Below are 26,333 nucleotides of genomic sequence, written 5' to 3'. Positions count from 1 at the left end.
CGGTTCCACCGCACGCCGCCAACCTACAGCCGGGTTCGCCAGGTTTCCCCGATCGGCGCGATCTCTTGGCGATCTTCGCCACTACAGAGTGGCGGATCACCGCATTCCTCTTCCCAGTCTGACAGGACCGGTGCGAGCGCTACCGGCCCGGGTGGCAACTGTGCGTTGATCAACCACTACGCACGGACGCGGGCCCGGAGAACCGGTGCCCGCGTCGCGCCCCGGGCGGCGACGGCCCTGCCTGCCGGGTGCCGCAGCGGCACCCGGTGGCGCGGGAACGTCCCGTCGGACGTCAGTTGATCTTTTGCCCTTCGATCGGCTCGGCGACCTCGGCCTTCGACTCCGTGATCACGGCGGCCTCAGCGCTGTCCGTCTCGGCCGGAGCCTCGTCCTTCTTCGCCTCCACTGCGGTGTCGGTGTTGACCTTCTCGCGGACCGCGGCGCGCACCCAGGTGGTGGTCATGCCCGGCGCGATTTCCAGGTCGATGCTGTCGTCGCTGGTGCTGACGACGGTGCCGAACACGCCGGAGGTGGTCATCACCTTGTCGCCGGGGGTGATCGAGTTCTGCAGCTTCTGCTGCTCGGCCATCGTGCGCTTCTGCTTGCGGGCCTGCAGGAACAGCGGCACCGCCAGCAGGACGATCAGCAGCGGAAGAATCAGGGATTGGAGGTCCATCGTGCTCCGTTCAGCGGACGCTTCGGGGCCCAGCCCTCGCAGTACTGCGCCCGAATTGTTCGGATGTTCTGCCCCAGTGTGCCAGGTCAACTCGGGTCGACGTCATCTCCCGCTGGGAACCAGGAGAGTCTCCACGGCACGCGGTAGCGGATCGCGAGCTATTCGCGGATGCGCCTCCCCGCTCTCGCGCGGGGCACGGTTCGTGCCTGCCGCGCTGCACACCACCCCTCCGGCGGCGCCGCTTGACACGGCTCGTCTCCACCGAGCGGGACGTGAGGAGGATAACGTCACGCCGCAAGCACGGACCAGCACCCCGACGGCGAGCCGATGGCTGGGCGTGGGACACAGTATCGGCGATCTGTCACTATTCGATCACTCGCCGAAGAGGTCTGCCTGCGACTCTCCGGGCGCGTGCTGCGGCGGCGTCATGCCCAGGTGTTGCCACGCGGCCACCGTCGCGACCCGGCCGCGCGGGGTGCGGGCGAGCATGCCGGCCCGCACCAGGTACGGCTCGCAGACCTCCTCGACGGTGCTGGGCTCCTCGCCGACCGCGACCGCCAGCGTCGAGATCCCCACCGGGCCCCCGCGGAAGGACCTGATCAGCGCCCCGAGCACGGCCCGGTCCAGCCGGTCCAGGCCGATCTCGTCGACGTCGTAGACCTCCAGCGCCGCCCGCGCGATCTCGCGGGTCACCGCTCCATCGGCCCGCACCTCCGCGAAGTCGCGGACCCGCCGCAGCAGCCGGTTGGCGATTCGCGGGGTGCCCCGGGACCGGCCGGCGATCTCGACGGCCCCGTCATCGCGCAGGTCCACGCCCAAAATCCCGGCCGAGCGGCGCACCACCTGCTCCAACTCCGCCGCGGTGTAGAACTCCATGTGCGCCGTGAAGCCGAACCGGTCGCGCAGCGGCCCGGTCAGGGCACCGGACCGGGTAGTGGCCCCGACCAGCGTGAACGGGGCCAGCTCCAGCGGGATGCTGGTTGCCCCCGGGCCCTTGCCGACCACGATGTCCACCCGGTAGTCCTCCATCGCCAGGTAGAGCATCTCCTCGGCGGGCCGGGCGATCCGGTGGATCTCGTCGATGAACAGCACGTCGCCCTCGGCGAGGTTGGACAGCATCGCCGCGAGGTCGCCGGGGCGCTCCAGGGCCGGGCCGGAGGTGACCCGGATCGAGGCGCCGAGCTCGGTAGCGATGATCATCGAGAGGCTGGTCTTGCCCAGCCCCGGCGGGCCGGAGAACAGCACGTGGTCGGGCTGTTCGCCGCGCTTAAGCGCGGCGTGCAGGACCAGTTCCAGCTGCTCGCGCACCCGGGCCTGGCCCACGAACTCACTCAGCTTGCGCGGGCGCAGCGTCATCTCGACGTCCTGGTCGCCCAAATCCTGGTGCGGGGTCAGGGAGACGCCGTCATCGGACGGCGGCAAGTCGCCGTTGTCCTCGTACATCAGGCCGACCTCACTTCGGGCCGAGGGTGGCCAGCGCCTTGCGCAGCACCGCCGAGGTGTCCAGGTCGCCGTTGCCCGCGGCCAGCACGGCCTCGACGCCCTGCTCGGCCTGCTTGGCCGAGAAGCCCAGGCCCACCAGCGCCTCGGACACCTCAGAACGGACCTGGCCGCGGTCCACCGTCGCCGCCGGACCGGCCGCGGTCCCGGCCACCACCCCGACCTTGTCGCGCAGCTCCAGGATCAGCCGCTCGGCGCTCTTCTTGCCGATGCCGGGCACCTGCGTGAGCACCGTCAGGTTGCCGTCGGCCAGCGCGTGGCAGAGCCGGTCGGGCGCGAGTACCGCGAGAGTGGCCAGCGCGAGCCGGGGGCCGACACCGGAGGCGGTCTGCAGCATCACGAAGAGGTCGCGGGCCTCGGCGTCGGCAAAGCCGTAGAGCGTCAGCGAGTCCTCGCGCACGATCAGCGACGTCCACAGCCGCGCCTCCTCGCCGCGACGCAGCCCGGCCAGCGTGACCGGAGTGGCGTGCACCGCCATGCCCACGCCGCCGACTTCGATCACGGCGTGGTCCAGCCCGACGGACAGCACCGGACCTCGCACCGTAGAGATCATCGGGAAATCCCTCCTGTTCGAGCCCGGGTGGCCTGTTGTGCGGCCCTCAACCGGGCGCGGTGGTTTCGGGCGAGCGCGGCTGCCCGGGCCTCCGCCGCGGCGAGCCGGGCCGCCATCGGGGCCCGCCACAGGTGACAGACCGCCAGCGCCAGCGCGTCTGCGGCGTCGGCCGGTTTGGGTGTCGCAGCCAGCCCGAGGATCTTGGTGATCATCATTGCGACCTGGCGCTTGTCGGCGCGGCCGGAACCGCTGACGGCGGCCTTGACCTCGCTCGGCGTGTGGAAGGCCACCGGCAGGTTGCGCCGGGCGGCGGTCAGCGCGACGACGCCGGAGACCTGCGCGGTGCCCATCACGGTGCGCACGTTGTGCTGGCTGAAGACACGCTCGATCGCCACCACCTCGGGGCTGTGCTCGTCCATCCACTGCTCCACCACGTCGGCGACCGCCAGCAGCCGACTGGCCAGCTCGTCCTCGGGCGGGGTGCGCGCCACGCCGACCGCGACGCAGGCGACCTCCCGGCCCCTACCGCCGTCAACCACGCCGAGCCCGCAGCGGGTCAGCCCGGGGTCGACTCCCAGCACGCGCACGACGCCACCCGCCCTAGCCCTCGCCTGATGAACATTCGTTCGAATCCTATCGAAACGCCGAGCACCGACCCCGCACCGACACGCGCGCGCTTCCCCCGATGCGGGAAGGCGTGGGCCATCAGGGGCCGTCGGTGCCGGGGGTCCAGCTCTCCGGCAGGCCACTGTCGGTCAGGATCGGCTGGTACTCGCGGAAGCCGCCCGGCGCGTCGGGCTGCCAGGGGAACTTGCCGCCCTCCGGGCTCGACGCGATCAGCTGCACCGCCGGGAAGTCCGGCCCGTTGTAGACCAGGAACGCGCTGCCCAGGTACTCCGGGTAATGCTGCAACGCGACCTTCTCGAAGGTGATCGGGCAGCCCTGCAGGAATCCGTCGTAGAGCTGCCCCGGCTGGAACCGCTCGCCCCTGCCCACCCGCTCCACGTAGGCGTTTACCACCGTGTGCGCGACCTCCTGGGGCAGCCCGATCACGACGACCTCGGGCTTTCCGAAGCGCCGCCACGCGCCCACCGAGAACGCGTACGCCGCGCCGCGGTCGTCGCCCGCCACGTGCATCACCGCGGCGCCGTGCTCGTCCGCGGTGTTCACCATCCACTTGCGCAGAGCCTCATCAGTGTCGACCACGGCCGCCATTCTGCCCGCGAACCAAAACCGCCCCCGCCGGCACCCGGGGCACTGGGCCACTGTGGACACCGACGGGAGCGGTCCGGGCACGGCTCGTGTCAGCCGACCTCGGCCATGACGTCATCGGAGACGTCGAAGTTGACAGCGTCAATACGTCAGGCGTTGACCTCTTCAAGCACCGAGTCGGAGACGTCGAAGTTGGCGAAGACGTTCTGCACGTCGTCGCAGTCCTCGAGCGCGTCGATCAGCTTGAAGATCTTGCGGACGCCCTCGGCATCCAGCTCGACGTTGACCGAGGCCAGGAAGTTGGTCTCCGCCGAGTCATACTCGATGCCCGCCGCCTGCAGCGCCTTGCGCACCTCGACCACGTCGGTCGGGTCGGCCAGGATCTCGTAGCTCTCCCCGAGGTCGTTGATCTCCTCGGCGCCAGCATCCAGCACCGCCGAGAGCACGTCGTCCTCGCTGAGGCCGTTCTTCGGCAGCAGCACGACGCCCTTGCGATTGAACAGGTACGCCACCGAGCCCGCGTCGGCCATCGAGCCGCCGTTGCGGGTCATCGCGGTGCGGACCTCGCCAGCCGCCCGGTTGCGGTTGTCGGTCAGGCACTCGACCAGCATCGCGACGCCGTTGGGGCCGTAGCCCTCGTACATGATCGTCTGCCAGTCGGCGCCGCCGGCTTCTTCACCGGCACCTCGCTTGCGCGCCCGCTCGATGTTGTCCAACGGCACCGAGTTCTTGCGCGCCTTCTGGATGGCGTCGTACAGGGTCGGGTTGCCCTCGGGGTCGCCCCCACCGGTCCGCGCGGCAACCTCGACGTTCTTGATCAGCTTCGCGAAGAGCTTGCCGCGCTTGGCGTCGAGGGCGGCCTTCTTGTGCTTGGTGGTGGCCCACTTTGAGTGGCCGCTCATCTCTCCTCCGTCGGTCTACGCCTGCGCTGCGGTATTCAGCCGCGCTTGACGATCTTTACGAAATAGCGGTGCACGCGCTCGTCCCCGCCAACCAGCTCCGGGTGGAAGGAGGTGGCGAGCACCGGTCCCTGCGCAACCGCGACGATCCTACCGGCGGCCTCGTTCCGCCCGGTGTTGTCCGGGTGGTCGGGCACGGTCGCCAGCACCTTCACATCGGCGCCGACCTTCTCGACCCACGGTGCGCGGATGAACACCGCGTGCACCGGCCCGTCCGGAATGCCCGCGAAGTCCAGGTCGGTCTCGAAGGAGTCGACCTGCCGCCCGAAGGCGTTGCGCCGCACGACGATGTCGAGCGCGCCCAGCGGGCTGACCGCCGGCGGCTCCCGGTCCTCGTCGAGCACCTCGCCGGAGAGCATGATCATCCCGGCGCACGAGCCGTAGGCCGGCAACCCCGCCGCGAGCCGCTCGCGCAGCGGCTCGTAGAGCTCGAAGGTGTCCAGCAGGCGGGTCATCGTGGTCGACTCGCCGCCCGGCACCACGATGCCGTGCACAACGGCCAATTCCTCGGGGCGGCGGACCGGCCGGGCATCGGCCCCGCTGCGCTCCAGCGCGGCCAGGTGCTCTGCCACGCCGCCCTGCAGCGCGAGGACTCCGATCACGGGTTTCGTCACGGTTCCGATTCTCCTGCACTTCCGCCCGCAGCCGAAGCCCGGGATGCGTCGTTCGCGAGCCAGCGCCCGGCGCCGCCGCAATTTCAATTGGAAATCGAAGGTCCGATTGAAATTGCGGCGAACCGAGGACCTACAGCGCGATGCCGGTGAGCCGGAGCAGGGCCGTGCTGGCGGCCGCGGCCACCACCACGAGAACGAACGGGGCCCGGCGCCAGGCCAGTACACCGCCGACCGCGACACCCGCGAAGCGGGCCCAACCGGCGAAGCCACCGGACTCGAACGCCGTGCTGTTGGCGACGAACGCCGCGAGCAGCACGATCGCGGCGATCGACATCAGCTGCTCCCACCGGTCGGAGATCCGGATCCGGCCGCGCAGCAACGGGCCGGCCAGGCGCATGGCGTAGGTGCCCGCAGCGAGCGCGAAGACCACTCCGAGCGTCATCTGGCCGCCTCCCCCGCCAGTCGCTTCGGCAGCGGCAGCGCGGCCGCCAGGCCGACCAGCCCGGCCATCACGGGCAGGCCTTCGGGCAGCAGCGGGGTGGTGAGCACGGCGACCAGCGCACCCACCGCGACCGCCCGCAGGGTCCGGAATTGGCGCAGCGACGGCATTATCAGCGCGAGCAGCGCCGCGGGCATCGCGGCGTCCAGGCCGAAGGCACCGGGGTCGCCGACGCCTTGTCCGAGGAGCCCGCCGAGGAACACCGACGGGGCCCAGGCGCAGTACAGCGCGATGCCGGTCAGCCAGTACGCGCGCTTCTTCTCGGCGACGGTGTCCTGCGCGAGCGCGAACGCGACGGATTCGTCGACCATCAGGTGGCTACCGATCAACCGGCTCGGCCAACCTCGGTCCAGCAGTCCGCCGACTGCCACGCCGAACGGGAGGTGGCGGGCGTTGAGCATCAGTGCGCCGAGTACGGCGGTGACCGGAGCAGCACCGGCCGTGACCAGGCCGACCGCCATGAACTCCGAGCCGCCGGCGAACACGACCGCGCCCATCAGCGTGATCATCCACAGCGGTACGCCCTTGCTCACCGCGATGGCGCCGAGCGAGGCGCCGACGATGGCCATGGCCGCCGCCATCGAAAGCACGTCGCGCAGCAGCGCATCCCGCCAGAATCCCGCTCGTGTTCGCTCTAACGTACTCACGTTCGCTATCCTGAACACCGAAGGCCGTGTTCGTCAAACCGAATTCAAGGACCGATAGAGCGAACAGCCATGAGTGAGACCGAGAACACCGCGGCCGCGCCGCCACTGGAGACCATCGCCGCCTCCCTCCGCCGCGAACGAGACCGCGCCGGGCTGACCCTCACCGAACTCGCCCGGCGCGCTGGGATCGCGAAGTCCACCCTGTCGCAGCTCGAATCAGGCACCGGAAACCCCAGCGTGGAAACGCTGTGGGCGCTCGGCGTGGCACTGGGAGTGCCGTTCAGCCGCCTCGTCGACCCGCCGACTCCGCAGGTGCGCGTCGTCCGAGCCGGCCAGGTCCCGCTCGTGCGCTCGGAGCAGTCGACCTACGCCGCGGCGCTGCTGTCCTCGGGCCGCTCCGGCGCCCGCCGCGACCTCTACGTCCTGGAGCTGGAGCCGGGCGGAGCCCGCCACGCGGACGCCCACATCCCGGGCTCCGTCGAACACGTCGTCCTGACCTCGGGGCGCTTGCGAGCGGGCCCGAAGGAGCACCCAGTGGAGATGGAGGTGGGCGACTACATCTCCTTCTCCGGCGACGTCCCCCACGTCTACGAAGCCCTCGAACCGAGCACCAAAGCGGTCCTCGTCATGGAACACGCCTGATGGCGATCACGAATGACATGAAGGGCGCCTCCGACCGACGCAGCCGGCCATCGGCGCCCTTCACCCTGCACGCGATCGCGCTTACCAGCCGCGTTGGGCGTAGCGCTGCTGTTCGGTCAGGTCATCGAGGTTGATGCCGACCATCGCCTCGCCGAGGCCGCGCGAGACCTTCGCGATCACGTCCGGGTCGTCGTAGAACGTTGTCGCCTTGACGATCGCCTCGGCGCGCTTCGCGGGGTCGCCGGACTTGAAGATGCCCGAGCCGACGAAGACCCCTTCCGCGCCCAGTTGGCGCATCATCGCCGCATCGGCCGGGGTCGCGATGCCGCCCGCGGTGAACAGCACGACCGGCAGCTTCCCGGTCTTGGCGATCTCCCGGACCAGCTGCACAGGAGCGCGCAGCTCCTTCGCCGCGACGTAGAGCTCGTCGTCGCCGAGCACCGAGAGCCGCCGCATCTCGGCCCGGATCTGCCGCATGTGCCGGGTCGCCTCGACGACGTTCCCGGTGCCGGCTTCGCCCTTGGAGCGGATCATCGCCGCGCCTTCGGAGATGCGCCGCAGGGCTTCGCCGAGGTTGGTCGCGCCGCACACGAACGGCACGGTGAACGCCCACTTGTCGATGTGGTTGACCTCGTCGGCCGGTGTGAGCACCTCGGACTCGTCGATGTAGTCCACGCCCAGCGACTGCAGCACCTGCGCCTCGACGAAGTGGCCGATGCGCGCCTTGGCCATCACGGGGATGGACACGGCGTCGATGATGCCCTCGATCATGTCCGGGTCGGACATCCGGGCTACCCCGCCCTGGACGCGGATGTCGGCGGGCACCCGCTCCAGCGCCATCACCGCGACCGCGCCGGCGGCCTCAGCGATCTTGGCCTGCTCGGGCGTGACCACGTCCATGATCACGCCGCCCTTGAGCATTTCGGCCATGCCCCGCTTGACTCCGTCCGTACCGGTCTGGGCGTTGCCGGTCGTGTCCTTGGCGTCGACGGTCGTCACCTTCGGCCTTCCTGTTGTCGGTGCTCTGCCGGGACCAGGCTATTCCGGAACTGGACCATTTCCACGGTCCACTAACCCCGAATTCCGGTAGTCCACTTGTGGCCACCGGAAACCACCTGCACGGCGGGTGACCACCGGCCTTGCACGACCCGAACACGAGGTGTGTGATCGGAGACACAGCTGGTCGCCGGGAGCGTGCAGGGAGTTGACTCATGGGCAGCAAACAAAGCGGCACGGTAGGAGGGCCGGCGATCCCGGCCCCCTCAGAACCCGCGAAGATCCGCAACGTCGTGCTGGTCGGCCCGTCGGCGGCCGGCAAAACAACGCTCGCCGAGGCGATGCTGGCCGCCACCTCGACGATCCCGAGAACCGGGCTGGTCACCGAGGGCACCACGGTGTGCGACCACGAGCCCGCCTCGATCGAGCAGCAACGATCCATCGGCCTCGCCGTCGCGCCGATGCACCACGGCGACATCAAGATCAACCTGATCGACACACCCGGCTACGCGGACTTCGTCGGCGAGCTGCGCGCCGGGCTGCGCGCCGCGGACGCCGCGTTGTTCGTGGTAGCGGCGGCCGAAGGCGTCGACCCCGCGACCCGTGCGATCTGGCAGGAGTGCGCGGCGGTCGGCATGCCGCGCGCGGTGATCATCGCCCGGCTGGACCAGCCGCGCGCGGACTTCGAAACCGCGTTGCTGAGTTGCCAGGACGCCTTCGGCTCCGGGGTACTGCCGCTGTACCTGCCGCACTCCGACGCGGAAGGCGAGGTCTTCGGGCTGGTCGGCCTGCTCACCGAGCAGGTCTACGAGCTCGGCGGCACCATCGCGGCCGACGAGCGGCTGCGCGAGCAGATCGACCAGCCGCGCGGCGAGCTCATCGAGGCGATCATCGCCGAGAGCGAGGACGAGTCGCTGATGGACCGCTACCTCAACGGCGAACAGATCGACGAGGACACGTTGATCGCCGACCTGGAGAAGGCGGTGGCCCAGGGCGGCCTGCACCCGGTGCTGCCGGTGTGCTCGATGACCGGGGTCGGCATCCGCGAGGTGCTCGACGGCATCCGGCGCGGCTTCCCGTCGCCGCTGGAGCACCCGCTGCCGGAGTTCACGGACCCGCAAGGCCTCAACCCGCGCACGCTCACTCCGGCCCCGGACGGGCCGCTGGCGGCCGAGGTGGTGCACACCTCGGTCGACTCGTACGTGGGCCGCGTGTCGTTGGCGCGAGTGTTCTCCGGCACGCTGCGCCCGGAGCGGCCGGTGCACGTCTCCGGTCACGGCATGGCCGAGCGCGGGCACCCCGACCACGACGAGGACGAGCGGGTGGCGCACCTGTACTCGCCGCTGGGCGTGAACCTGCGTGAGGTGCCGCACTGCATCGCCGGCGACTTGTGCGCGCTGACCAAGATCGGCTCGGCCGAGACCGGTGACACGCTGTCCGATCCATCGGAGCCGCTGCTGCTCAAGCCGTGGCCGATGCCGGAGCCGCTGCTGCCGATAGCCGTCACCGCGCACACCCGAAGCGACGAGGACGCGTTGGCGCGCAACCTCAACCGGCTGATCGCCGCCGATCCGAGTCTGCGGTTGGAGCGCGACAGCGAGACCCACCAGCTGGTGCTGTGGTGCATGGGCGAAGCGCACGCGGAAGTCGTGTTGCAACGGCTGCGCGAAGGCGGCGCGGAGGTCGACACGGTGCCCGTTCGGGTGCCCTTGCGGCAGACCTTCGCCCAGCCCTCCAAGGGCCACGGGCGGCACGTCAAGCAGTCCGGTGGGCACGGCCAGTACGCGGTGTGCGACGTCGAGGTCGAGCCGCTGCCGCGCGGTTCGGGCGTCGAGTTCGCCGACCGAGTGGTCGGCGGCGCGGTGCCGCGGCAATTCATCCCGAGTGTGGAGAAGGGGGTGCGGGCGCAGATCGAGAAGGGCATCAACGAGGGCGTCCCGCTGGTGGACCTGCGGGTCACGCTGGTGGACGGCAAGGCGCACAGCGTCGACTCCTCCGACGCGGCGTTCCAGGCCGCCGGCGCGCTGGCGCTCAAGGCCGCAGCCGAGCAAGCGGGGCTGATCACGCTGGAGCCGGTCGACGAGGTCGCGGTGCGCATCCCCGACGAGCATCTCGGGGCGGTGCTCGGCGACTTGTCCAGCCGACGCGGCAAGGTGATCGGAACCGAGCCGGAGGACGGCGGGTGGACCGTGGTGCGCGCGCACGTGCCGGCGAGCGAACTCGTGCGCTACACGGTCAACGTGCGGTCGCTGAGCTCCGGCAGCGCGACCTATACGCGGCAGTTCGAGAGCTACGAACCGATGCCCGAGTCGCTCATCCCGCAGAAGTGACCGCCTCGCCGGTCCTGTGCGATTTCAATGGAAATCGAAGGTTCGATTTTTATTGAAATCGCGGGAACCCCGGGGGGAAGGGCGTATCAGAGGTCTCGGTAGGAGGCGTGGACGGCGATCAGGCGTTGGGCGATCGTGGTCAGCGACAGCACCACCAGCAGCCAGACCGCGACGTCCAGCACGTACGGCATACCCAGGCCGTGGAGGCCGGTGCCGACCAGGACCACGAGGAACCGTTCAGCGCGCTCCGCGAGACCGCCGTCGGCGCTGAGGCCGTTGGCCTCAGCGCGCGCCTTCACGTACGAGATCACCTGGGCGCCGACCAGGCAGATCAGCAACGCCAGGCCTCGCAGGTGGTTCACCTCGACGACCAGCGACCACCACACCAGCGCGCCGAACAGCGCGCCGTCGACCAGCCGGTCGCAACTCGCGTCCAGCACACCGCCGAACTGCGTCGCCTTACCGCCGGCCCGCGCCATCGCGCCGTCGAGGATGTCGAACATCAGAAACACCGTGACCACCGCGGTGCCCACGAACAGCTGGCCGCGCGGGAAGAACCAGAGCGCCGCGGCGATGCTGGCGGCCGTGCCGGTCACCGTCACCGCGTTCGGCGACAGCCCGAGGCGAACCAAGCCCGCGCCGATCGGGTCGGTCAGTCGCGATAGAGAAGCCCGCGCGAAGATGTTGATCATTTCTTGTAGTGTCAGCCGCCTGTGCACCGAGTTGTCCTTTCCTGCAGATTAGCCGTCGGTGATCAGCGGCACCGGCAGACGTCCGAGTACTCGGGCACAGTGAGCTCGGACACAGCTCGGAATGATTGAAGCTTCAAGGGCGTTTGGATGGGTGAAACTCCCATCACGTTCTTTCCTTGGAGGCAACATGACAGCAACGGCGCAGATCTCCGGCTACGTCGCGGGTACCTGGGACATCGACACCGTCCACTCGGACATCACGTACTCCGTCCGCCACATGGGCGTCGGCAAGTCCCGCGGCCGGTTCGGCAGCTTCCAGGGCGAAATCGTCACCGCTGCCGACCCGCTGGAGTCGACGGTCACGGCCACGATCGACGCCTCGTCGATCGAGACCGGCAACGCCGACCGCGACGCGCACGTGCGCAACGCCGACTTCCTTGACGTTGAGCAGTTCCCCACCGCGACCTTCCGCTCCACCGGCGTCCGCCAGGACGGCGACGAGTTCGTGATCGACGGCGAGTTCACCCTGCACGGTGTCACCAAGCCGGTGTCGCTGCAGACCGAGCTGGGCGGTTTCGCCGAAGGCCTGCTTGGGCTTTCCGCCAAGGTCGTCCTCAACCGCACCGACTTCGGCGTGGGCCCGGCCGGTGGCGCCATGATAGGCGAGAAGATCACCATCAACCTCGACATCGAGGCCAAGCTCCGCAGCTGAGCTCACGACGTTGCAGCGGGCCGAGGACGACCACGTCCTCGGCCCGCTGTGCCGTCCCGGTGCAGTTTCAACTGAAACTGCGCAACTCGTGGGGACCGCAGTTTCAACTGAAACTGGCGACCAACCGGTCAGTCCGCTTCAGACCAGGCGTCGGCCAGCAGCTGCCAGGTCTCGCCGAGCAGCTGCGGCAGCACCTTGGTGTGGCCGATGACCGGCATGAAGTTCGAGTCGCCGCCCCAGCGGGGCACCACGTGCTGGTGCAGGTGCGCGGCAATGCCCGCCCCCGCCACCGGCCCCTGATTGAGCCCGATGTTGAACCCGTGCGGCGCGGAAACCCGCCGGATCACCCGCATCGCCCGCTGCGTGTACTCGGCGACCGCCACCGTCTCCGCCGCGCTGAGCTCGGTGTAGTCGGCCACGTGCCGGTACGGCAGCACCATCAGGTGCCCCGGGTTGTACGGGTACAGGTTGAGGATCGCAAAGACCAGCTCGTCGTGCGCGACGATCAGCGTCTCATCGTCCGGCCTCCCCGACTCGATCAGCCGGCAGAACGGGCAGCCGTCGCTGTCGTCGCCCTCCGGCTTGTTCTCGCCCTGGATGTAGGCCATCCGGTGCGGGGTCCACAGCCGCTGCAACGCGTCCTGGACGCCGACGCCGTGCTGCTCGGTCAGCTCCACGCCCTCCGGGCCGTGAACTTCCCTCACGCCCGCTCCGCCTGGAAGTTCGCCGCGGTCGGCGACGCGTTCTCGCGGCGCCCGATCCAGTCCTCCAGCGCGGCGACCGCGGTGTCCACCGGGACCCCGTTGATCTGGCTGCCGTCGCGGAACCGGAACGACACCGCGTCGGCCTCCACATCCTTGCCGCCGGCCAGCAGCAGGAACGGCACCTTCTGCGTGGTGTGGGTGCGGATCTTCTTCTGCATCCGGTCGTCGCTGGTGTCGACATCGACGCGGATCCTCTTGTCTCGCAACGCCTTCGCTACCTGCTGCAGGTGCTCGACGTGCTCGTCGGCGATCGGGATGCCGACCGCCTGCACCGGCGCCAGCCAGGCCGGGAAGGCACCCGCGTAGTGCTCGGTGAGCACCCCGAAGAACCGCTCGATCGAGCCGAACAGCGCGCGGTGAATCTTGATCGGCCGCCGCTTGCTGCCGTCCGGCGCGGTGTACTCCAGGTTGAACAACTCCGGCAGGTGGTAGTCGACCTGGATCGTCGACATCTGCCAGCTGCGGCCCAGCGCGTCCTTGGCCTGCACGGAGATCTTCGGGCCGTAGAACGCCGCCCCGCCCGGGTCCGGCACCAGGTCCAGACCGGAGTCCACGGCGGCGGTGCGCAACGCCTCGGTGGCCACCGCCCAGCTCTCGTCGCTGCCGACGTACTTCTCGTCGTTGCGGGTGGACAGCTCCAGGTAGAAGTCGTCCAGGCCGTAGTCGCGCAGCAGGTCCAGCACGAAGCCCAGCAGCGACTTCAGCTCGTCCTGCAGCTGCTCGGGGGTGCAGTAGATGTGCGCGTCGTCCTGCGTCATGCCGCGCACCCGGGTCAGCCCGTGCACCACGCCGGACTTCTCGTACCGGTACACCGACCCGAACTCGAACAGCCGCAGCGGCAGCTCCCGGTAGGAGCGCCCACGCGAGCGGAAGATCAGGTTGTGGAACGGGCAGTTCATCGGCTTGAGGTAGTAGTCCACGCCCGGCTTGCGCAGCTCGCCGCCTGCGTCGCGCTCCTCGTCGAGGTGCATCGCCGGAAACATGCCGTCCTTGTACCAGTCCAGGTGCCCGGAGGTCTTGAACAGCGTGTCCTTGGTGATGTGCGGGGTGTTGACGAACTCGTAGCCCGCCTGCTCGTGCCGCTTGCGGGAGTAGTCCTCCAGCTCACGGCGGATGATGCCGCCCTTCGGGTGGAACACCGGCAGCCCGGAGCCGATCTCGTCCGGGAAGGAGAACAGGTCCAGCTCGGCGCCGAGCCGCCGGTGGTCGCGGCGTTCGGCCTCGGCGAGCCACTCCAGGTGCTGGTCGAGCTTCTCCTTGGACTCCCAGGCCGTGCCGTAGACCCGCTGCAGCTGCGGGTTGTTCTGGTTGCCCCGCCAGTACGCGGCGGCCACCCGCATCAGCCTGACCGCCGGGATGAACCGGGTGTGCGGCACGTGCGGGCCGCGACACAGGTCGCCCCAGACGACCTCGCCATGCCGGTCGATGTTGTCGTAGACGGTCAGCTCGCCGCCGCCGACCTCCATCACCTCGCTGGTGTCCACATCGGACTTGATGTCCACCAGCTCCAGCTTGTACGGCTCGCCCGCCAGCTCCTCCTTGGCGGCGTCGACCGACTCCAGCCTGCGGCGGGAGAACTTCTGCCCGGACTTGATGATCTGCTTCATGCGCTTCTCCAGCGCCTGCAGGTCCTCCGGGGTGAACGGGCGGTCGACGTCGAAGTCGTAGTAGAAGCCGTCCCGGACCGGCGGGCCGATCCCCAGCTTCGCGTCGGGGAAGAGGTTCTGCACCGCCTGCGCCAGCACGTGCGCCGCGGAGTGCCGGATGACGCTGCGGCCGTCCTCGGTGTCGGCGGCGACCGCCTCCACCTCGACGTCGGCCTCCGGCGCCCACGCGAGGTCGCGCAGGTTGCCCTCCGCGTCGCGGACCACCACGACCGCCTCCGGCCCCTTCGACTGCAGACCCGCTTCCGCGACCGCCTCGCCCGCAGTAGTGCCCGCCGGAACCTTCACCCGGAGAGCTTGTTGAGCTTGGGAAGGCTGAACGGACACGATCACTCCTAGGCTGGGCCGACCCACCGACCGGCGCGGATGCACTTCGCTTACCGATGCTATCGGCCTGTCGCCACCACATTTCCCCCGCTCCCCGCAGCGCGGGGATCAGGTGGTTGCTCAGCGAATCGCCGCGACGTACTGCTCGATCTCCAGCGCCGATGCGCGGTCGCCGGCGTAGGGGCCCTCAACCGTGCTGACGCCGAGCTCGCGCAGCCGGTCGGCCTGCACTTCGGTGCGCACCCCGGTGGCGAGCACCGGCAGCCCCAGCAGTCGCGCGCCCCCGACAGCGGCGACGACCAGGTGCTGGTCCAGCGGGTCCGGGTCGCCCGGGTCGGCCAGGCCGGCCACGTGCGGCCCGTCGATGCGCACCCCGGCCAGCGGCAGACCGCGCAGCCTGCCCAACCGCGCGCCGTCCTCGCCGAACTCGTTGACCACCAGCTTGATGCCCATGTCGGCGAAGATCTCCAGGGTGTCGACCGGGTCGCCCTGGTGGTCGAACAGGGCAGACCCCGGCAGCCCCAGCGCCAGCGCGCCCGGCGGCAACCCGGTGCGCCGCAAGATGCCCTGCACGTCGGCGACGAGCTCCGGGTCGCGGCAGTGTCGCTGCGACAGGTTCACCGTCGGGACCGGGGCCGCCGGACCGAGCTGTCGCACCCAGCGCGCCGCGTGCCCGCAGACCTGCTCCAGCGCCCAGCTGCCGAGCCGGACGATCAGCCCGGTCTCCTCCGCCAGCCCCAGGAACCGCTCCTCGCCCAGCTCACCGAACTCCCGGTGGTCCCAGCGCACGGCGGCGATGGCGCCCGCGAGCGAGCCGGTGGCCAGGTCTTCGATCGGCTCGTACTCAACGAAGAGCTCGCGCTGGTCCAGGGCCGCGGGCAGCGCCGCCGAGAGCTTGAACCGGTCGCGCGCCGCCGCGTTGCGCTCGGGATCGAACAACACCCACTGCGCGCGGCCGTCGCTCTTGGCCCGGTAGAGGGTGATGTCGGCGTCCCGCATCAACGCCTCCGCGTCGGTGCCGGCCACCTCGCGCTCCACGACGCCGACGCTGGCCGAAGCGCTGAGCTCGTGCGCGCCGATCAGCACCGGCCGCGTGATCTCCCGCAACAGGCGTTCCACCAGGCCTATCACCGGGCCTGCGCCGCTCGAGTCGGGCACCAGCACCACGAACTCGTCGCCACCCATCCGCGCTGCGACCGCGCCCACCTCCGCGGCTATCGCCTCCAGGCGTTGCGCGACCTGCCGCAACAACCGGTCGCCGATCGGATGGCCGAGGCTGTCGTTGACCGCTTTGAACCCGTCGAGGTCGAAGAAGCACAGCCCCACCCGGCGGCCCGGGCGCGTCGGCTCCAGCGCGGTCTCCAGGCTGGATCCCAGCTTGGTGCGGTTGGCCAGGCCGGTCAGCGGGTCCCGGATGGCCTGCTGGCGGAAGTGCTCCTGGAGCATGTGCCGGTCGGTGATGTCCTCGTAGAGCAGCACCAGGTAGTCCGGTTCGCCGCGGGCGTCGCGGACCAGCGACGCGGACAGCTGGGTCCACACGTGCGCGCCATCGGGAGCGGTGAAGCGGAGGTCCAGGAAGCTCCGGTCCGCGACGCCGGCCGCCAGCTCTGCGATGGTGCCGGTCAGCTGCGCCAGCCACGACTCGTCGGCGAGCTCGAACACGGTGCCGCCGACGAGCTGGGCCTGCGGGCGCCGGAAGATCCGCGCCAACGCCCCGTTAATCTCCTCCACCACCCCGTCCAGCGTGACGACCGCGATGCCCAGCGCCGAGGAGGTGAAGACCGCCCGCGAGCGCGCCTCGCTGGCCCGCAGCGCCTCCTCAGCCACGTCCCGGGCGTCCGACACGGCGCGCTGGATCACTTCCTGCTCCCGCAGTGTCTGCTCCCGCAGCGCCCCGGCGAACCCGGCGGCCAGCTCGCTGAGCGCCTCGATCAGCCTGCCCGGGTCGGTCTCCCGGATTCTCGGCAGCTCCGTGGCGAGCTGCCTCAGCGTGCTGGCCAGCGCCGCCGAGTTGGTGAGGTGCACCCCGACGAGCCGTTCGCCGATGCCGCGCGCGGCATCGACCGGTCCGCCGTCGAGGACCAACAGCAGCTCGTCGACGCATTCGGCCAGGAAGGCCTCGACGTCGGAGCGGCCCATCGGGACATAGCTGGTGTGGATGATCTCGCAGGTCCACTGCCTCACCACGTCCTCCAGTCCCAGCTCCCCGCCGTCGGCGGCCGATCCCCCCGTTCCTGGCATGCGCGTCACACCTTGCGGGCCACGGCCCCATAGACGATCGACCGCTCCGGCTTCTCCCAGACGTCCTTCGGGGAATCGGGGCGCCAATCGGGCACGTAGACCACGCCCGGATCGACGATCTCGAAGTCGGACACCAGCTCGGCGACCTCGTCGCGGGTGCGCAGCGTGACCGGGTTGGTGCTGCTCTTGTACAGCTCGACCAGGCCCTGGACGCCTTCCGGGTAATGGTCGCCGGTGACGTGGGAGAAGCCGAGGTAGCTGCCGGCCGGGAGTCGGTCGTGGTAGCTGCGGATCACCTCGCGGGGCTTTTTGCTGTCCGGGACGAAGTGCACCAGCGCGACCATCATGACCGCGATGGGCTGGGAGAAGTCGAGCATCCGCCGGGTCTCCGAAGCGTCCAGGACGGCGTCGACGTCGACCAGGTCGGCTTGCACAATCGTGGCGTTCTCGTTGCTGTTGAGGATCGAGCGGCTGTGCGCCACGGCGACCGGCTCGTTGTCGACGTAGACCACGCGGACAGCGGGGTCGACGGCCTGCGCGATCTCGTGCACATTGCCCGCGGTGGGGATCCCCGAGCCGATGTCCAAGAACTGGCGCACGCCCTGGTCGAGGCAGTACCGAACCGCGCGGCGCAGGAAAGCCCGGTTGTTCCGGGCCACCTCTTGCACGTTCGGCACGACCTCCATGACCTTGCGGCCGAGTTCGCGGTCGACGGCGAAGTTGTGGGCCCCGCCGAGGTAGAAGTCGTAGCATCGGGCGGCGCTGGGGTTCTCCAGGTCGACGCCCTCGGGTATCCAATCCGGCCGCTGCTCCACGCGCGTGACCTCCAGCGTTCGGTCTTCCGGCGCCCCGGACCGCAGCTTTGACCACAACCGTCTCGGACTGTCGAACGTCACCGCGCTCGGGAGCGTTGATCAAGCGGCGATCCTACTGTCACCCACCGCTTCGAGTCACCCACTCAACGTCGCCCTGCGGACACCTCCGGATCGGATATGAATATTGTCACCGTCCGCATCGCGGGATCCCGGGTAAGGGGTACCTAAGCTGGTGAGGTCTTGGTGGACGCCCACCACGCCCAGTCATCATGGGCCAGTCAGCGAGCGCCGCCATCCGGCCGATCCGTTCGGACCGGTGCGGGGCGTAGGAGGAGATGGAATGACTCGCCCTCTGCGGGTTGCGATCGTCGGGGCCGGTCCGGCCGGCGTGTACGCCGCCGACATCCTGACCAAGTCCGAGACCCCGGTCGAGATCGACCTGCTGGACCGGATGCCGGCGCCCTACGGCCTGATCCGCTACGGCGTGGCTCCCGACCACCCGCGCATCAAGGGCATCGTCAGCGCGCTGCACCGGGTGCTGGAGAAGCCGGAGATCAGGTTCCTCGGGCACGTTGAATACGGCGTGGACGTCAAGCTGGACGACCTGCGCCACTACTACGACGCGGTCATCTTCGCCACCGGCGCGGACCAGGACCGGGCGCTGGAGGTCCCCGGCATCGACCTGCCGCACAGCTTCGGCGCAGCCGACTTCGTCTACTGGTACGACGGCTACCCGCAGGCCCCGCGCGACTGGACGCTGGACGGCGAGGAGGTCGCGGTGATCGGCGCCGGAAACGTCGCGCTGGACGTGGCGCGGGTGCTGGCCAAGCAGGCCGACGACCTGCTGAGCACCGAGATCCCGGACAACGTGCACGCGGGCCTGAAGGACTCCCGCGTCACCGACGTGCACCTGTTCGCCCGGCGCGGCCCGGCGCAGGCCAAGTTCACCCCCCTGGAACTGCGCGAGCTCGACCACCAGGCCGACGTGGAGATCATCGTGCACCCCGAGGGCTTCGAGCTCGACGAGGCCAGCGAGGCGGCGATCCGCACCAACAACCAGGTCAAGACGATCGTCAAGACGCTGCAGGACTGGGCGCTGCGGGACCCGAAGCACGACACCGCGCGGCGGCTGCACCTGCACTTCCTGCGGTCGCCGGTCGAGGTGCTGGGCACCGACCGGGTCGAGGGCTTCAAAGTCGAGATCATGGAGCTCACCGGCGACGGCAACGTGCGCGGCACCGGCGAGTACGAGACCTACCCGGTGCAGCAGGTCTACCGCGCGGTCGGGTACCTGAGCTCGCCGCTGGCGGACATCCCGTTCGACCACCAGACGGGCACCGTGCCCAACGAGGGCGGCCGGGTGCTGGACCTGGACGGCGAGCACATCGCAGGCGTCTACACCACCGGCTGGATCAAGCGCGGCCCGGTGGGCCTGATCGGCCACACCAAGGGCGACGCGCTGGAGACGATCAACAACCTGCTCGCGGACTTGGCGACGATGCCGAAGGCCGAGGAGCCGTCGGGCGAGAGCATGCTGCGGCTGCTGGAGGATCGCGGCGTCGAGTACACGACGTGGGAGGGCTGGGGCCGCCTGGACGCGCACGAGAAGGCGCTGGGCGAAGCCCAGGGCCGCGAGCGCATCAAGGTCGTCCCCCGCGACGAGATGGTCCGAATCTCCCGCTCCGAGTGAACTTCTCCGAGTGAAGGGCACCTTCCACCAGAAACGCACTCGTCACGTTTCGCCGCTGGTCAGGGCCGCCGGTGTGGATGATCTTGTCGCGTAGCTTGCTACACGTTATGCGACTTGAGATCGACATCGGCGCGGTGCAAGCAGGCGACCAAGCTGGTCACCGGCTCCGCATTGCTGGTGCAGGTCCCGAGCGGCTTCTTGAAGAACCCCAGCGCTGACGGTGCAGCGCGAGGCGGAGACGACCTTCGCCCAGTACGGCGTGCGGTTCGGGCTACGCCGTCGGACCGCACACAGCTCAAGGCGGACGCGCCGGGTGCGCTCAAGGGGCCGAGCGCCCAACGGCGCCTCTCGTAAGCGGCGGGAGCCCGAGTGCGGCTTCACCCTCGACGGGAAGACCTGCCGCAATCGGGGCGACCACTTCTGCCGCCCGAGGGCCGCGCACCGCGGTGGCCTTCTCCGCCGACCTATGCGTCCAACCTGCTGGTCGGCGACGGCGTGGAGAGCGCGAAGACCTACGGCTGCGCGATGGACCGGGGCCAGGCCACCAAGGTCTTCGACGTGGCCGCCCGGATGGTCAAGCTCTCCCCGGTCCTGATGCCGGTCAGGCTGCATCGAGGTTTGGCTGTCGTGACTGTCTCAGGAGGGCTGACTGCTGCGCTAGCTGGCAACGCAGGAGCCGCTCCCCGAAACTACATTGATTCTGCCGAGATTCTCCCGAAAGATCCAACGGTCCGGGAGCGGCTAATTGATGATTGCTTGCGGGATCCGAATTTTCCCGAGCAGCGATAAGCCTTGGCCGAGGCAATCGCCCTCCCGAAAGCCCGGAAGATGGCTGAGCAGCCAGCCCTGTGAATCAGTGGCTTGACTGCAATACGGGACGTAGGGCCTGGATTCGGCGGGTTTAGTCCGTACGACCGGGCAGCCTATCGTGAGATCAACTCCCGCATCGCCCGCCAGCTCGGGACCATCCGCACGCACATGCCTTTTTCGAATGCCGTCCGACAGAGGCCCCAAACAGCGGATGCCACCGGTTGTCGACGAGTTCCACATCGCGCAGGCAACAGCCGACCCGCCCGCGCGCCTTCGGCAAAATCCCCTTTCTTAGCCCCAGTACGTGATTTCGAACGTCGTCCGACCTGTCGGCTGGTATGGAGTATTACGGTGTGGGGGCAAGCACTCGTACCGCGCAAAGGATGGGCACGTTGACCGCGACCCGGATTCCGGACACCACCCAAGCCGAACTCGACACCGTCCTGCAGCGGGCCGCCGACGCCGCCGAAGCCTTCGGCGCGCAGCCGCCCGCCGCCCGCGCCCGCCAGCTCGTCGCCGTCGCCGACGCCCTCGACGCCGCCAGCGACGAGCTGGTGCCGTCGGCGATGGCCGAGTCAAACCTGTCCGAGGGGCGGTTGAGCGGCGAGCTCAAGCGCACCACCTTCCAGCTGCGGCTGTTCGCCGAGGTCCTCGACGAAGGCAGCTACCTGCGGGCCACTCTGGACCGCGCGGACGCCGCATTCCCGCTGGGCGCCAAGCCAGACCTGCGCCGGATTCTGCATCCGATCGGCCCGGTACTGGTGTTCGCGGCGAGCAACTTCCCGTTCGCGTTCTCCGTCGCCGGCGGCGACACCGCCTCGGCGCTCGCGGCGGGTTGCCCGGTGGTGCTCAAGGGCCACCCCGGACACCCGCGGCTCTCGGTGCGCACGGGCGAGATCCTCGCGCAGGCGCTGGCCGCATCCGGCGCCCCGGACGGGGCTTTCCAGGTCGTGCTGGGCTTCGAGGTCGGCACCGCTGCGCTGCAGGACTCGCGGATCAAGGCGGCGGCGTTCACCGGCTCGGTCGCGGCGGGTCGCGCGCTGTTCGACATCGCCAACTCGCGGCCCACGCCGATCCCGTTCTTCGGCGAGCTCGGCAGCCTGAACCCGGTCTTCGTCACGCCCAGCGCGGTGCACGCCCGTGGCGCGGAGATCGCCAAGGGCTACGTGACGTCGTACTCGGGCAACGCCGGGCAGCTGTGCACCAAGCCGGGACTGCTGTTCCTGCCTGCTGACCACGGCCTGGACGAGGCGCTCGCGGCGGAGTCGAAGGCCGTCGCGGCGCACAAGCTGCTCAATGAACGCCTGCACGAGGGCTACTGCGGGCGGCGTGCCGCCGTCACGGAGGTGGCGGGCGTGCGGGTGCTGGCGGAAGGCAGCGTCGATGACGGCGCGATGCCGACGCTGCTGGCCACTGACGTCGACACGCTGCTGGCGAACCGCCAGGAGCTGCTGGAGGAAGTCTTCGGGCCGCTGTCCATTGTGGTCACCTACTCCTCCGAGGACGAGGCCCGGCTCGCGGCCGAGGTGTTCGAAGGCAACCTCACTGCCACGCTGCACGCCGAATCCGACGACGCGGAGTTCGCGGCAACCCTGGTGAGCCGCTTGCGCGAGCGCGCGGGCCGAGTGCTGTTCAACGGCTGGCCCACAGGTGTCGCGGTGTCCCCGGCGATGCAGCACGGCGGCCCGTACCCGGCGGCAACGGACGCCCGCTTCACGTCAGTGGGAACGGCGTCGATCGACCGCTTCCTGCGCCCCGTGACCTACCAGAACGTCCCGCAGGACCTCCTCCCGGAGGCGCTGCGCGACGAAAACCCCTGGGGAATCCCGCAAACCATCCACGAACCCAAGTGACTGGTCGCGCAGAACGGGCACGTCACCGGGAGTGGGTGGGGTTTTCGCGCGAAATCTACTAGTGAAGGGCACCTTCGACCGGATAGTCCTCCGGTCACGGATGCCCTTCACTCCCTTCGCATCACTCACGACGCCTCGACGAGCTCGCCGACGCCGGACCAGCAGACGTGGGTTTCTATCGGTGCCAAGTCCTGCTCGATGAGGTCGTCGAGCCCGTACTCGTCCGGTTGTCCGTGGTCGTCGACCGGGACGACGGCGGCGAGGTACAGCCCGAAGCGATGATCGCCTCGACGGAGCTTCGCCAGCGCCCAGTCGTGCAGGCATCCCTGCCACACGGCCAACGATTCGTCCCCGGGCAACGGCTCGACGAGCAGCAACTTGTCGTAGGAGCCGATCGATTCGAGCGTAGACCCTACTGAGTAGGTCCTACGATGATCTATTCCACGTTCGGGTCATGGTCGCGAGCCATGACCACCTGATGGGATGTACCGGATTCGTGACACGAGAGAGGACGAGCGTGAGCGCTTCCGACCTGTCTGAGGTGTTAACGATCAGTCCCACAGTGGGACGGCGCTGGCTCGCTCAGGAAGTTCGTCGACTTCGCGAAGCTGCCGGGCTGAAGCAGAGCGAGGTCGCCAAACGTCTCCGATGCAACCCTTCGAAGATCGGCCACATGGAGAGCATGCGAAACACGATCAGCGGCCCTGACCTGGAAGTCATGCTCTCGTTCCTCGGCGTACCGCCGGAACGCATCGACTGGTACCTCCAGCTCGCCGACGTGGCAATGAAAGGGGCTGGTGGGACGGTAACCGCGCGATCCCCGACTGGTTCTCCCTCTACATCGGACTCGAATGGGGAGCCAGCGAAATCCACGAGTGGGATCTGGGATACGTGTCAGGTCTGCTTCAGACAAGGTCATACGCGGCAGCGGTGATTCGCGATGGCCTAACGGCCACTGATCGCCATTTTGAAGAGCAGACGGAACTTCGTTTGCACCGGCAGACGGCGCTTGATCGAGCGGAATACCCGTTGAAACTCCATGCGATCGTTGACGAGGCCGCTCTGCGACGCCGGGTCGGAAGTACGCAGGTGATGAGCGAGCAACTGGAGTTCCTCGTTACGGTCAGCCGTCACCGGCAGGTCACGTTGCAAGTCATCCCGTTCGAAGCAGGGCCGCATCGGGGCCAACTGGGGTCATTTCAGTGGCTTGGTTTTCCGAGACCAGACGATCCTGGCGTCGTCTATGTCGAGAATCAGAAGGGCGGCCTGTACCTCGAAGAGTCCCACGAGATCACCGGGTTCCATGAAGAGTTCGCGCAGCTGGAGCAAAGAGCGCTATCGCCCGCAGAATCTACGAAGTTCCTGACCAAGCTAGTGGGGGACACAGCATGAACACCCATGTCTCCGAGTTAGCCAACGTGGCCTGGCGTCGGAGCAGCCGGAGCGGCTCAGGTGGCGGAGCGTGCGTCGAAGTCGGCGTCGTGTGGCGCAAGAGCAGCTACAGCGGCCCGAATGGCGGCGAGTGCGTTGACGTTGGGCTTGGGGCCTCGGTAACCGGGGTTCGGGATTCGAAGGATCCGGGTGGTCCGGCGCTTTTGTTCGGGGCCGATGCTTGGGACGGGTTTCTCAGCGGCGTCAAGTCAAACCGCTTCGACCGCTGAACGCGCCGGGGCTCAGGCTCGGCGGGCGTAGTGGGCGATGGTGACCGTTGCGGTCGGGGTGAGGGGCTTCGGCAGGTCGGCGATGCGGGCCCGGAGGTCTTCCGGGTCGGCGTGCCAGGCGCTGGGGCCCATCGCCACCACCGATTCCGCCTCCTCCGGACTCAGGGACAGGCGGAACTCGCAGGTCTCCTGTGAGACCAGGTCGAAGTGGTCGGCCAGTTGTTCGGTCAGCCGCTCCTGCTTTCGCTCGTCCACCTGCAAGAGGCCGAGGGCGGACACCAGCTCCGCGAGGTGACCCGAGTTCGGGATGACCACCACCAGCCGACCACCCGGGCGCAGCACCCGGTGCATCTCCGCCGCGTTGCGCGGCGCGAATACGTTCAGCACCGCCGAGGCCGCGCCACTGCGCACCGGCAGCATCTGCCACGCATCGGCTACAACTGCTCCCAGGCGCGGATGCGCCTTCGCCGCGCGGCGGCAGGCGTACTTGGAGACGTCCAACGCGACCCCGACCCGGTTTGATTCCGCCAGAGCTCGGGCGAGGTAGTAGCCCGTGCCGGCGCCGACATCCACGATGCAGCCATCAAGCGAGGCCACCGCCGAGGCCACCGCTTTGGCGATCGGGGCGTAGTGGCCGGCTTCGAGGAACTCCGCGCGCGCCGCGACCATCGCCGCCGTGTCACCGACGACCTTCGTGCCACCGGAGCGCAGGCTCACGTAGCCCTGGCGGGCGGTGTCGAACACGTGGTTGGCCGGGCAGCGCAGGCTGTTACCGGCCCGGTCGAGGTCCGCACCGCAGTGCGGACAGGCCAGCACCGCCACCACGTCGTCCAGCAAGCTCGCCTCCACACCGTCGGTACGCGATTCTAGGAGCCGTCCACCGGCAGGGATGGGGAGGATGTGGGACTGGGTTTCGGCACCCGGCTACTGGGCCGCGCGGTTCGCGGTGCAGCACCTGATCGCGATCGGATACCTGCTGGGTTTCACCAGCGCGCTGCGCCAGTTCCGGGGCCTGCTGGGCGAACGCGGCCTGACTCCGATCCCCCGGTTCCTGGCTCGGGTCCCGTTCCGCGGCTCGCCGAGCCTGTTCCACCTGCACTACTCCGACCGGTTCTACGCGGGCGTCTGCTGGATAGGGGTCGTCGGCAGCCTGTTGGCGCTGGTCGTCGACCTCGCACCGTTGTGGGCATGGATCGCGCTGTGGCTGGTGTTGTGGCTGCTGTACCTGTCGATCGTCAACGTCGGGCAGGTCTGGTACTCGTTCGGCTGGGAATCGCTGCTGCTGGAAGCGGGTTTCCTAGCGATCTTCCTCGGCTCGGGATCGGTCGCCCCACCCGCGCCGGTGCTGTGGCTGCTCACCTGGCTGCTGTTCCGCGTCGAGTTCGGTGCCGGGCTGATCAAGCTGCGCGGCGACTCCTGCTGGCGGGACTTCACCGCGCTGTACTACCACCACGAGACCCAACCAATGCCCGGCCCGTTCAGCCGCTGGTTCCACTGGTTGCCGCGCCCGCTGCACAAGGTCGAAGTCGTGGCCAACCACGGCACGCAGCTGGTGGTTCCGTTCATCCTGTTCGCCCCGCAGCCCGCCGCCACGGTGGCCGCGCTGATCGTCGTGGTGACGCAGGGCTGGCTGATGCTCAGCGGCAACTTCGCGTGGCTGAATTGGTTGACCATCACGCTGGCGTTCTCGGCGATGGGCTCGTGGCTGATGCGCTGGGTGACGCCCGCCCCGCCGCCGCTGACCGCCCCGCCGCCGTGGTTCGTGGCCGCGGTGCTCGTCGTGACGGTAGGTTTCGTGGTGCTCAGCTACTGGCCGGTGCAGAACATGCTGGGGCGGCGGCAGGCGATGAACCGCAGCTTCAACCGGCTGCACCTGGGCAACACCTACGGCGCCTTCGGCAGCGTCACGCGAACCCGCTACGAGGTGATCATCGAGGGCGCGGCCGACCCGGACGGCGACTGGCTGGAGTACGAGTTCAAGGGCAAGCCCGGTGACCCACGCAGGCGCCCGCCGCAGGTCGCGCCTTACCACCTCCGCCTGGACTGGCTGATGTGGTTTTTGGCGATCTCCCCCAGCTACGGCCGGACGTGGCTGCCGAACCTGGTGGAAGCGTTGCTGCGCAACGAAGAGCACGTGCTGCGCCTCCTGCGCCACAACCCGTTCCCGGAATCGCCGCCGATGTTCGTGCGGGCGCACCTGTACCGCTACCGCTTCACGACCCGCGCCGAACGCCGCGAGACCGGCGCGTTCTGGATCCGCAGCCGCGTCGGCGACTTCATCCCGCCACTGACGCTGGAGGACCTGGCGTAGAGGCTGCGCGGATTGGCCTGAGTATCGCCGCGGTCACGCTCTTCCACGGGTTCGCTGGTTGGAGCGAACAGACCGGTTTCCTCGTGAGAGCAAGGCGGGTTCTAGCCGGGTTGAGGTTCTCGGTGTGGATCTCGGTCGGTGACCCGAGGACATCCGCGGCGTTGG

26 protein-coding genes are annotated in these 26,333 nt (G+C 69.1%); 9 read left to right on the top strand and 17 right to left on the bottom strand.

Annotated features, from left to right (window positions below; genetic code table 11):
* Positions 1 to 292: 292 nt before the first annotated feature.
* The 9 genes from yajC to ACWDKQ_RS06250 form a co-directional block, all read right to left on the bottom strand.
* A complete protein-coding gene (gene yajC / locus ACWDKQ_RS06290) occupies positions 293 to 676 on the bottom strand; it encodes a preprotein translocase subunit YajC (RefSeq protein ID WP_450137690.1) in 384 nt (127 codons plus the stop codon).
* A gap of 372 nt (positions 677 to 1,048) precedes the next feature.
* Positions 1,049 to 2,119 (bottom strand): Holliday junction branch migration DNA helicase RuvB, encoded by a 1,071-nt coding sequence (ruvB, locus tag ACWDKQ_RS06285; protein WP_450137689.1) that lies wholly within the window; start codon positions 2,117 to 2,119, stop codon positions 1,049 to 1,051.
* Between the two features lie 10 nt (positions 2,120 to 2,129).
* Positions 2,130 to 2,729, bottom strand: a complete 600-nt coding sequence (ruvA, locus tag ACWDKQ_RS06280) for a Holliday junction branch migration protein RuvA (RefSeq protein WP_450137688.1) — start codon at positions 2,727 to 2,729, stop codon at positions 2,130 to 2,132.
* A complete protein-coding gene (ruvC, locus tag ACWDKQ_RS06275; RefSeq protein WP_450137687.1) occupies positions 2,726 to 3,316 on the bottom strand; it encodes a crossover junction endodeoxyribonuclease RuvC in 591 nt (196 codons plus the stop codon). The genes ruvA and ruvC overlap by 4 nt, the downstream gene beginning before the upstream one ends.
* 118 nt (positions 3,317 to 3,434) lie before the next feature.
* On the bottom strand, positions 3,435 to 3,944 hold the full coding sequence (locus ACWDKQ_RS06270) for a DUF4262 domain-containing protein (protein WP_450137686.1): 510 nt from the start codon (positions 3,942 to 3,944) through the stop codon (positions 3,435 to 3,437).
* Between the two features lie 146 nt (positions 3,945 to 4,090).
* Complete coding sequence (locus ACWDKQ_RS06265) at positions 4,091 to 4,843, bottom strand: YebC/PmpR family DNA-binding transcriptional regulator (protein WP_450137685.1); 753 nt, start codon at positions 4,841 to 4,843, stop codon at positions 4,091 to 4,093.
* Between the two features lie 35 nt (positions 4,844 to 4,878).
* Positions 4,879 to 5,514, bottom strand: a complete 636-nt coding sequence (gene pdxT / locus ACWDKQ_RS06260; RefSeq protein ID WP_450137684.1) for a pyridoxal 5'-phosphate synthase glutaminase subunit PdxT — start codon at positions 5,512 to 5,514, stop codon at positions 4,879 to 4,881.
* Between the two features lie 130 nt (positions 5,515 to 5,644).
* The gene (locus ACWDKQ_RS06255; RefSeq protein WP_450137683.1) at positions 5,645 to 5,956 is read right to left on the bottom strand and encodes an AzlD domain-containing protein; all 312 of its coding nucleotides are present in this window, start codon (positions 5,954 to 5,956) and stop codon (positions 5,645 to 5,647) included.
* Entirely contained in the window at positions 5,953 to 6,660 is a 708-nt protein-coding gene (locus ACWDKQ_RS06250) for an AzlC family ABC transporter permease (RefSeq protein ID WP_450137682.1), read from the bottom strand. Before ACWDKQ_RS06250 ends, ACWDKQ_RS06255 begins: the two co-directional genes overlap by 4 nt.
* A 69-nt stretch (positions 6,661 to 6,729) precedes the next feature.
* Between ACWDKQ_RS06250 and ACWDKQ_RS06245 the strand changes: the two genes are divergently transcribed.
* Complete coding sequence (locus ACWDKQ_RS06245) at positions 6,730 to 7,302, top strand: helix-turn-helix domain-containing protein (RefSeq protein WP_450137681.1); 573 nt, start codon at positions 6,730 to 6,732, stop codon at positions 7,300 to 7,302.
* Between the two features lie 81 nt (positions 7,303 to 7,383).
* Here the strand turns inward: ACWDKQ_RS06245 and pdxS are convergent, their stop codons facing one another.
* Positions 7,384 to 8,301: a pyridoxal 5'-phosphate synthase lyase subunit PdxS gene (pdxS, locus tag ACWDKQ_RS06240; RefSeq protein WP_450137680.1), complete on the bottom strand. Its 918-nt coding sequence runs from the start codon at positions 8,299 to 8,301 to the stop codon at positions 7,384 to 7,386.
* Positions 8,302 to 8,513: 212 nt separating this feature from the next.
* Here pdxS and ACWDKQ_RS06235 point away from each other — a divergent pair, with 212 nt between their 5' ends.
* Positions 8,514 to 10,628: an elongation factor G-like protein EF-G2 gene (locus tag ACWDKQ_RS06235; protein WP_450137679.1), complete on the top strand. Its 2,115-nt coding sequence runs from the start codon at positions 8,514 to 8,516 to the stop codon at positions 10,626 to 10,628.
* A gap of 86 nt (positions 10,629 to 10,714) precedes the next feature.
* Here ACWDKQ_RS06235 and pgsA read toward each other — a convergent pair whose 3' ends face one another.
* Positions 10,715 to 11,320, bottom strand: coding sequence for a phosphatidylinositol phosphate synthase (pgsA, locus tag ACWDKQ_RS06230; RefSeq protein ID WP_450137760.1), 606 nt, complete (start codon positions 11,318 to 11,320; stop codon positions 10,715 to 10,717).
* A 187-nt stretch (positions 11,321 to 11,507) separates the two neighbouring features.
* Here pgsA and ACWDKQ_RS06225 point away from each other — a divergent pair, with 187 nt between their 5' ends.
* Positions 11,508 to 12,032, top strand: a complete 525-nt coding sequence (locus ACWDKQ_RS06225; protein WP_450137678.1) for a YceI family protein — start codon at positions 11,508 to 11,510, stop codon at positions 12,030 to 12,032.
* A 128-nt stretch (positions 12,033 to 12,160) separates the two neighbouring features.
* On the opposite strand, the gene ACWDKQ_RS06220 is transcribed toward ACWDKQ_RS06225, so the two are convergent.
* The 4 genes from ACWDKQ_RS06220 to ACWDKQ_RS06205 all read right to left on the bottom strand — a co-directional run bounded on the left by ACWDKQ_RS06220 (position 12,161) and on the right by ACWDKQ_RS06205 (position 17,843).
* The gene (locus tag ACWDKQ_RS06220; RefSeq protein WP_450137677.1) at positions 12,161 to 12,736 is read right to left on the bottom strand and encodes an HIT family protein; all 576 of its coding nucleotides are present in this window, start codon (positions 12,734 to 12,736) and stop codon (positions 12,161 to 12,163) included.
* On the bottom strand, positions 12,733 to 14,748 hold the full coding sequence (gene thrS, locus ACWDKQ_RS06215) for a threonine--tRNA ligase (protein ID WP_450137759.1): 2,016 nt from the start codon (positions 14,746 to 14,748) through the stop codon (positions 12,733 to 12,735). Before thrS ends, ACWDKQ_RS06220 begins: the two co-directional genes overlap by 4 nt.
* A gap of 159 nt (positions 14,749 to 14,907) precedes the next feature.
* Positions 14,908 to 17,028 carry a putative bifunctional diguanylate cyclase/phosphodiesterase gene (locus ACWDKQ_RS06210; RefSeq protein WP_450137676.1) on the bottom strand — a complete coding sequence of 707 codons (2,121 nt, stop codon included), beginning with the start codon at positions 17,026 to 17,028 and terminating at the stop codon, positions 14,908 to 14,910.
* Between the two features lie 5 nt (positions 17,029 to 17,033).
* Entirely contained in the window at positions 17,034 to 17,843 is an 810-nt protein-coding gene (locus tag ACWDKQ_RS06205; RefSeq protein ID WP_450137675.1) for an SAM-dependent methyltransferase, read from the bottom strand.
* Positions 17,844 to 18,183: 340 nt separating this feature from the next.
* Here ACWDKQ_RS06205 and ACWDKQ_RS06200 point away from each other — a divergent pair, with 340 nt between their 5' ends.
* Entirely contained in the window at positions 18,184 to 19,533 is a 1,350-nt protein-coding gene (locus ACWDKQ_RS06200; RefSeq protein WP_450137674.1) for an FAD-dependent oxidoreductase, read from the top strand.
* 1,202 nt (positions 19,534 to 20,735) lie between these two features.
* Entirely contained in the window at positions 20,736 to 22,196 is a 1,461-nt protein-coding gene (locus tag ACWDKQ_RS06195; protein WP_450137673.1) for an aldehyde dehydrogenase (NADP(+)), read from the top strand.
* Positions 22,197 to 22,321: 125 nt separating this feature from the next.
* On the opposite strand, the gene ACWDKQ_RS06190 is transcribed toward ACWDKQ_RS06195, so the two are convergent.
* A complete protein-coding gene (locus ACWDKQ_RS06190) occupies positions 22,322 to 22,573 on the bottom strand; it encodes a hypothetical protein (protein WP_450137672.1) in 252 nt (83 codons plus the stop codon).
* Between the two features lie 77 nt (positions 22,574 to 22,650).
* On the opposite strand from ACWDKQ_RS06190, the gene ACWDKQ_RS06185 reads away from it, so the two are divergent.
* From ACWDKQ_RS06185 to ACWDKQ_RS06175, 3 genes are read left to right on the top strand one after another with little or no spacing between them, the layout of a single operon-like run.
* Positions 22,651 to 23,130: a helix-turn-helix domain-containing protein gene (locus ACWDKQ_RS06185; protein ID WP_450137671.1), complete on the top strand. Its 480-nt coding sequence runs from the start codon at positions 22,651 to 22,653 to the stop codon at positions 23,128 to 23,130.
* Positions 23,088 to 23,588 (top strand): DUF5753 domain-containing protein, encoded by a 501-nt coding sequence (locus tag ACWDKQ_RS06180; RefSeq protein WP_450137670.1) that lies wholly within the window; start codon positions 23,088 to 23,090, stop codon positions 23,586 to 23,588. The genes ACWDKQ_RS06185 and ACWDKQ_RS06180 overlap by 43 nt, the downstream gene beginning before the upstream one ends.
* Positions 23,585 to 23,857 carry a DUF397 domain-containing protein gene (locus ACWDKQ_RS06175; protein ID WP_450137669.1) on the top strand — a complete coding sequence of 91 codons (273 nt, stop codon included), beginning with the start codon at positions 23,585 to 23,587 and terminating at the stop codon, positions 23,855 to 23,857. Before ACWDKQ_RS06180 ends, ACWDKQ_RS06175 begins: the two co-directional genes overlap by 4 nt.
* A 12-nt stretch (positions 23,858 to 23,869) precedes the next feature.
* On the opposite strand, the gene ACWDKQ_RS06170 is transcribed toward ACWDKQ_RS06175, so the two are convergent.
* The gene (locus ACWDKQ_RS06170) at positions 23,870 to 24,694 is read right to left on the bottom strand and encodes a putative RNA methyltransferase (RefSeq protein ID WP_450137668.1); all 825 of its coding nucleotides are present in this window, start codon (positions 24,692 to 24,694) and stop codon (positions 23,870 to 23,872) included.
* Between the two features lie 61 nt (positions 24,695 to 24,755).
* Between ACWDKQ_RS06170 and ACWDKQ_RS06165 the strand changes: the two genes are divergently transcribed.
* Positions 24,756 to 26,168, top strand: coding sequence for a lipase maturation factor family protein (locus ACWDKQ_RS06165; RefSeq protein WP_450137667.1), 1,413 nt, complete (start codon positions 24,756 to 24,758; stop codon positions 26,166 to 26,168).
* The last annotated feature ends 165 nt before the right edge of the window (positions 26,169 to 26,333 follow it).

Source organism: Saccharopolyspora sp. NPDC000995, from assembly GCF_053599315.1.
This window is presented reverse-complemented; position numbering and strand designations above follow the sequence as displayed.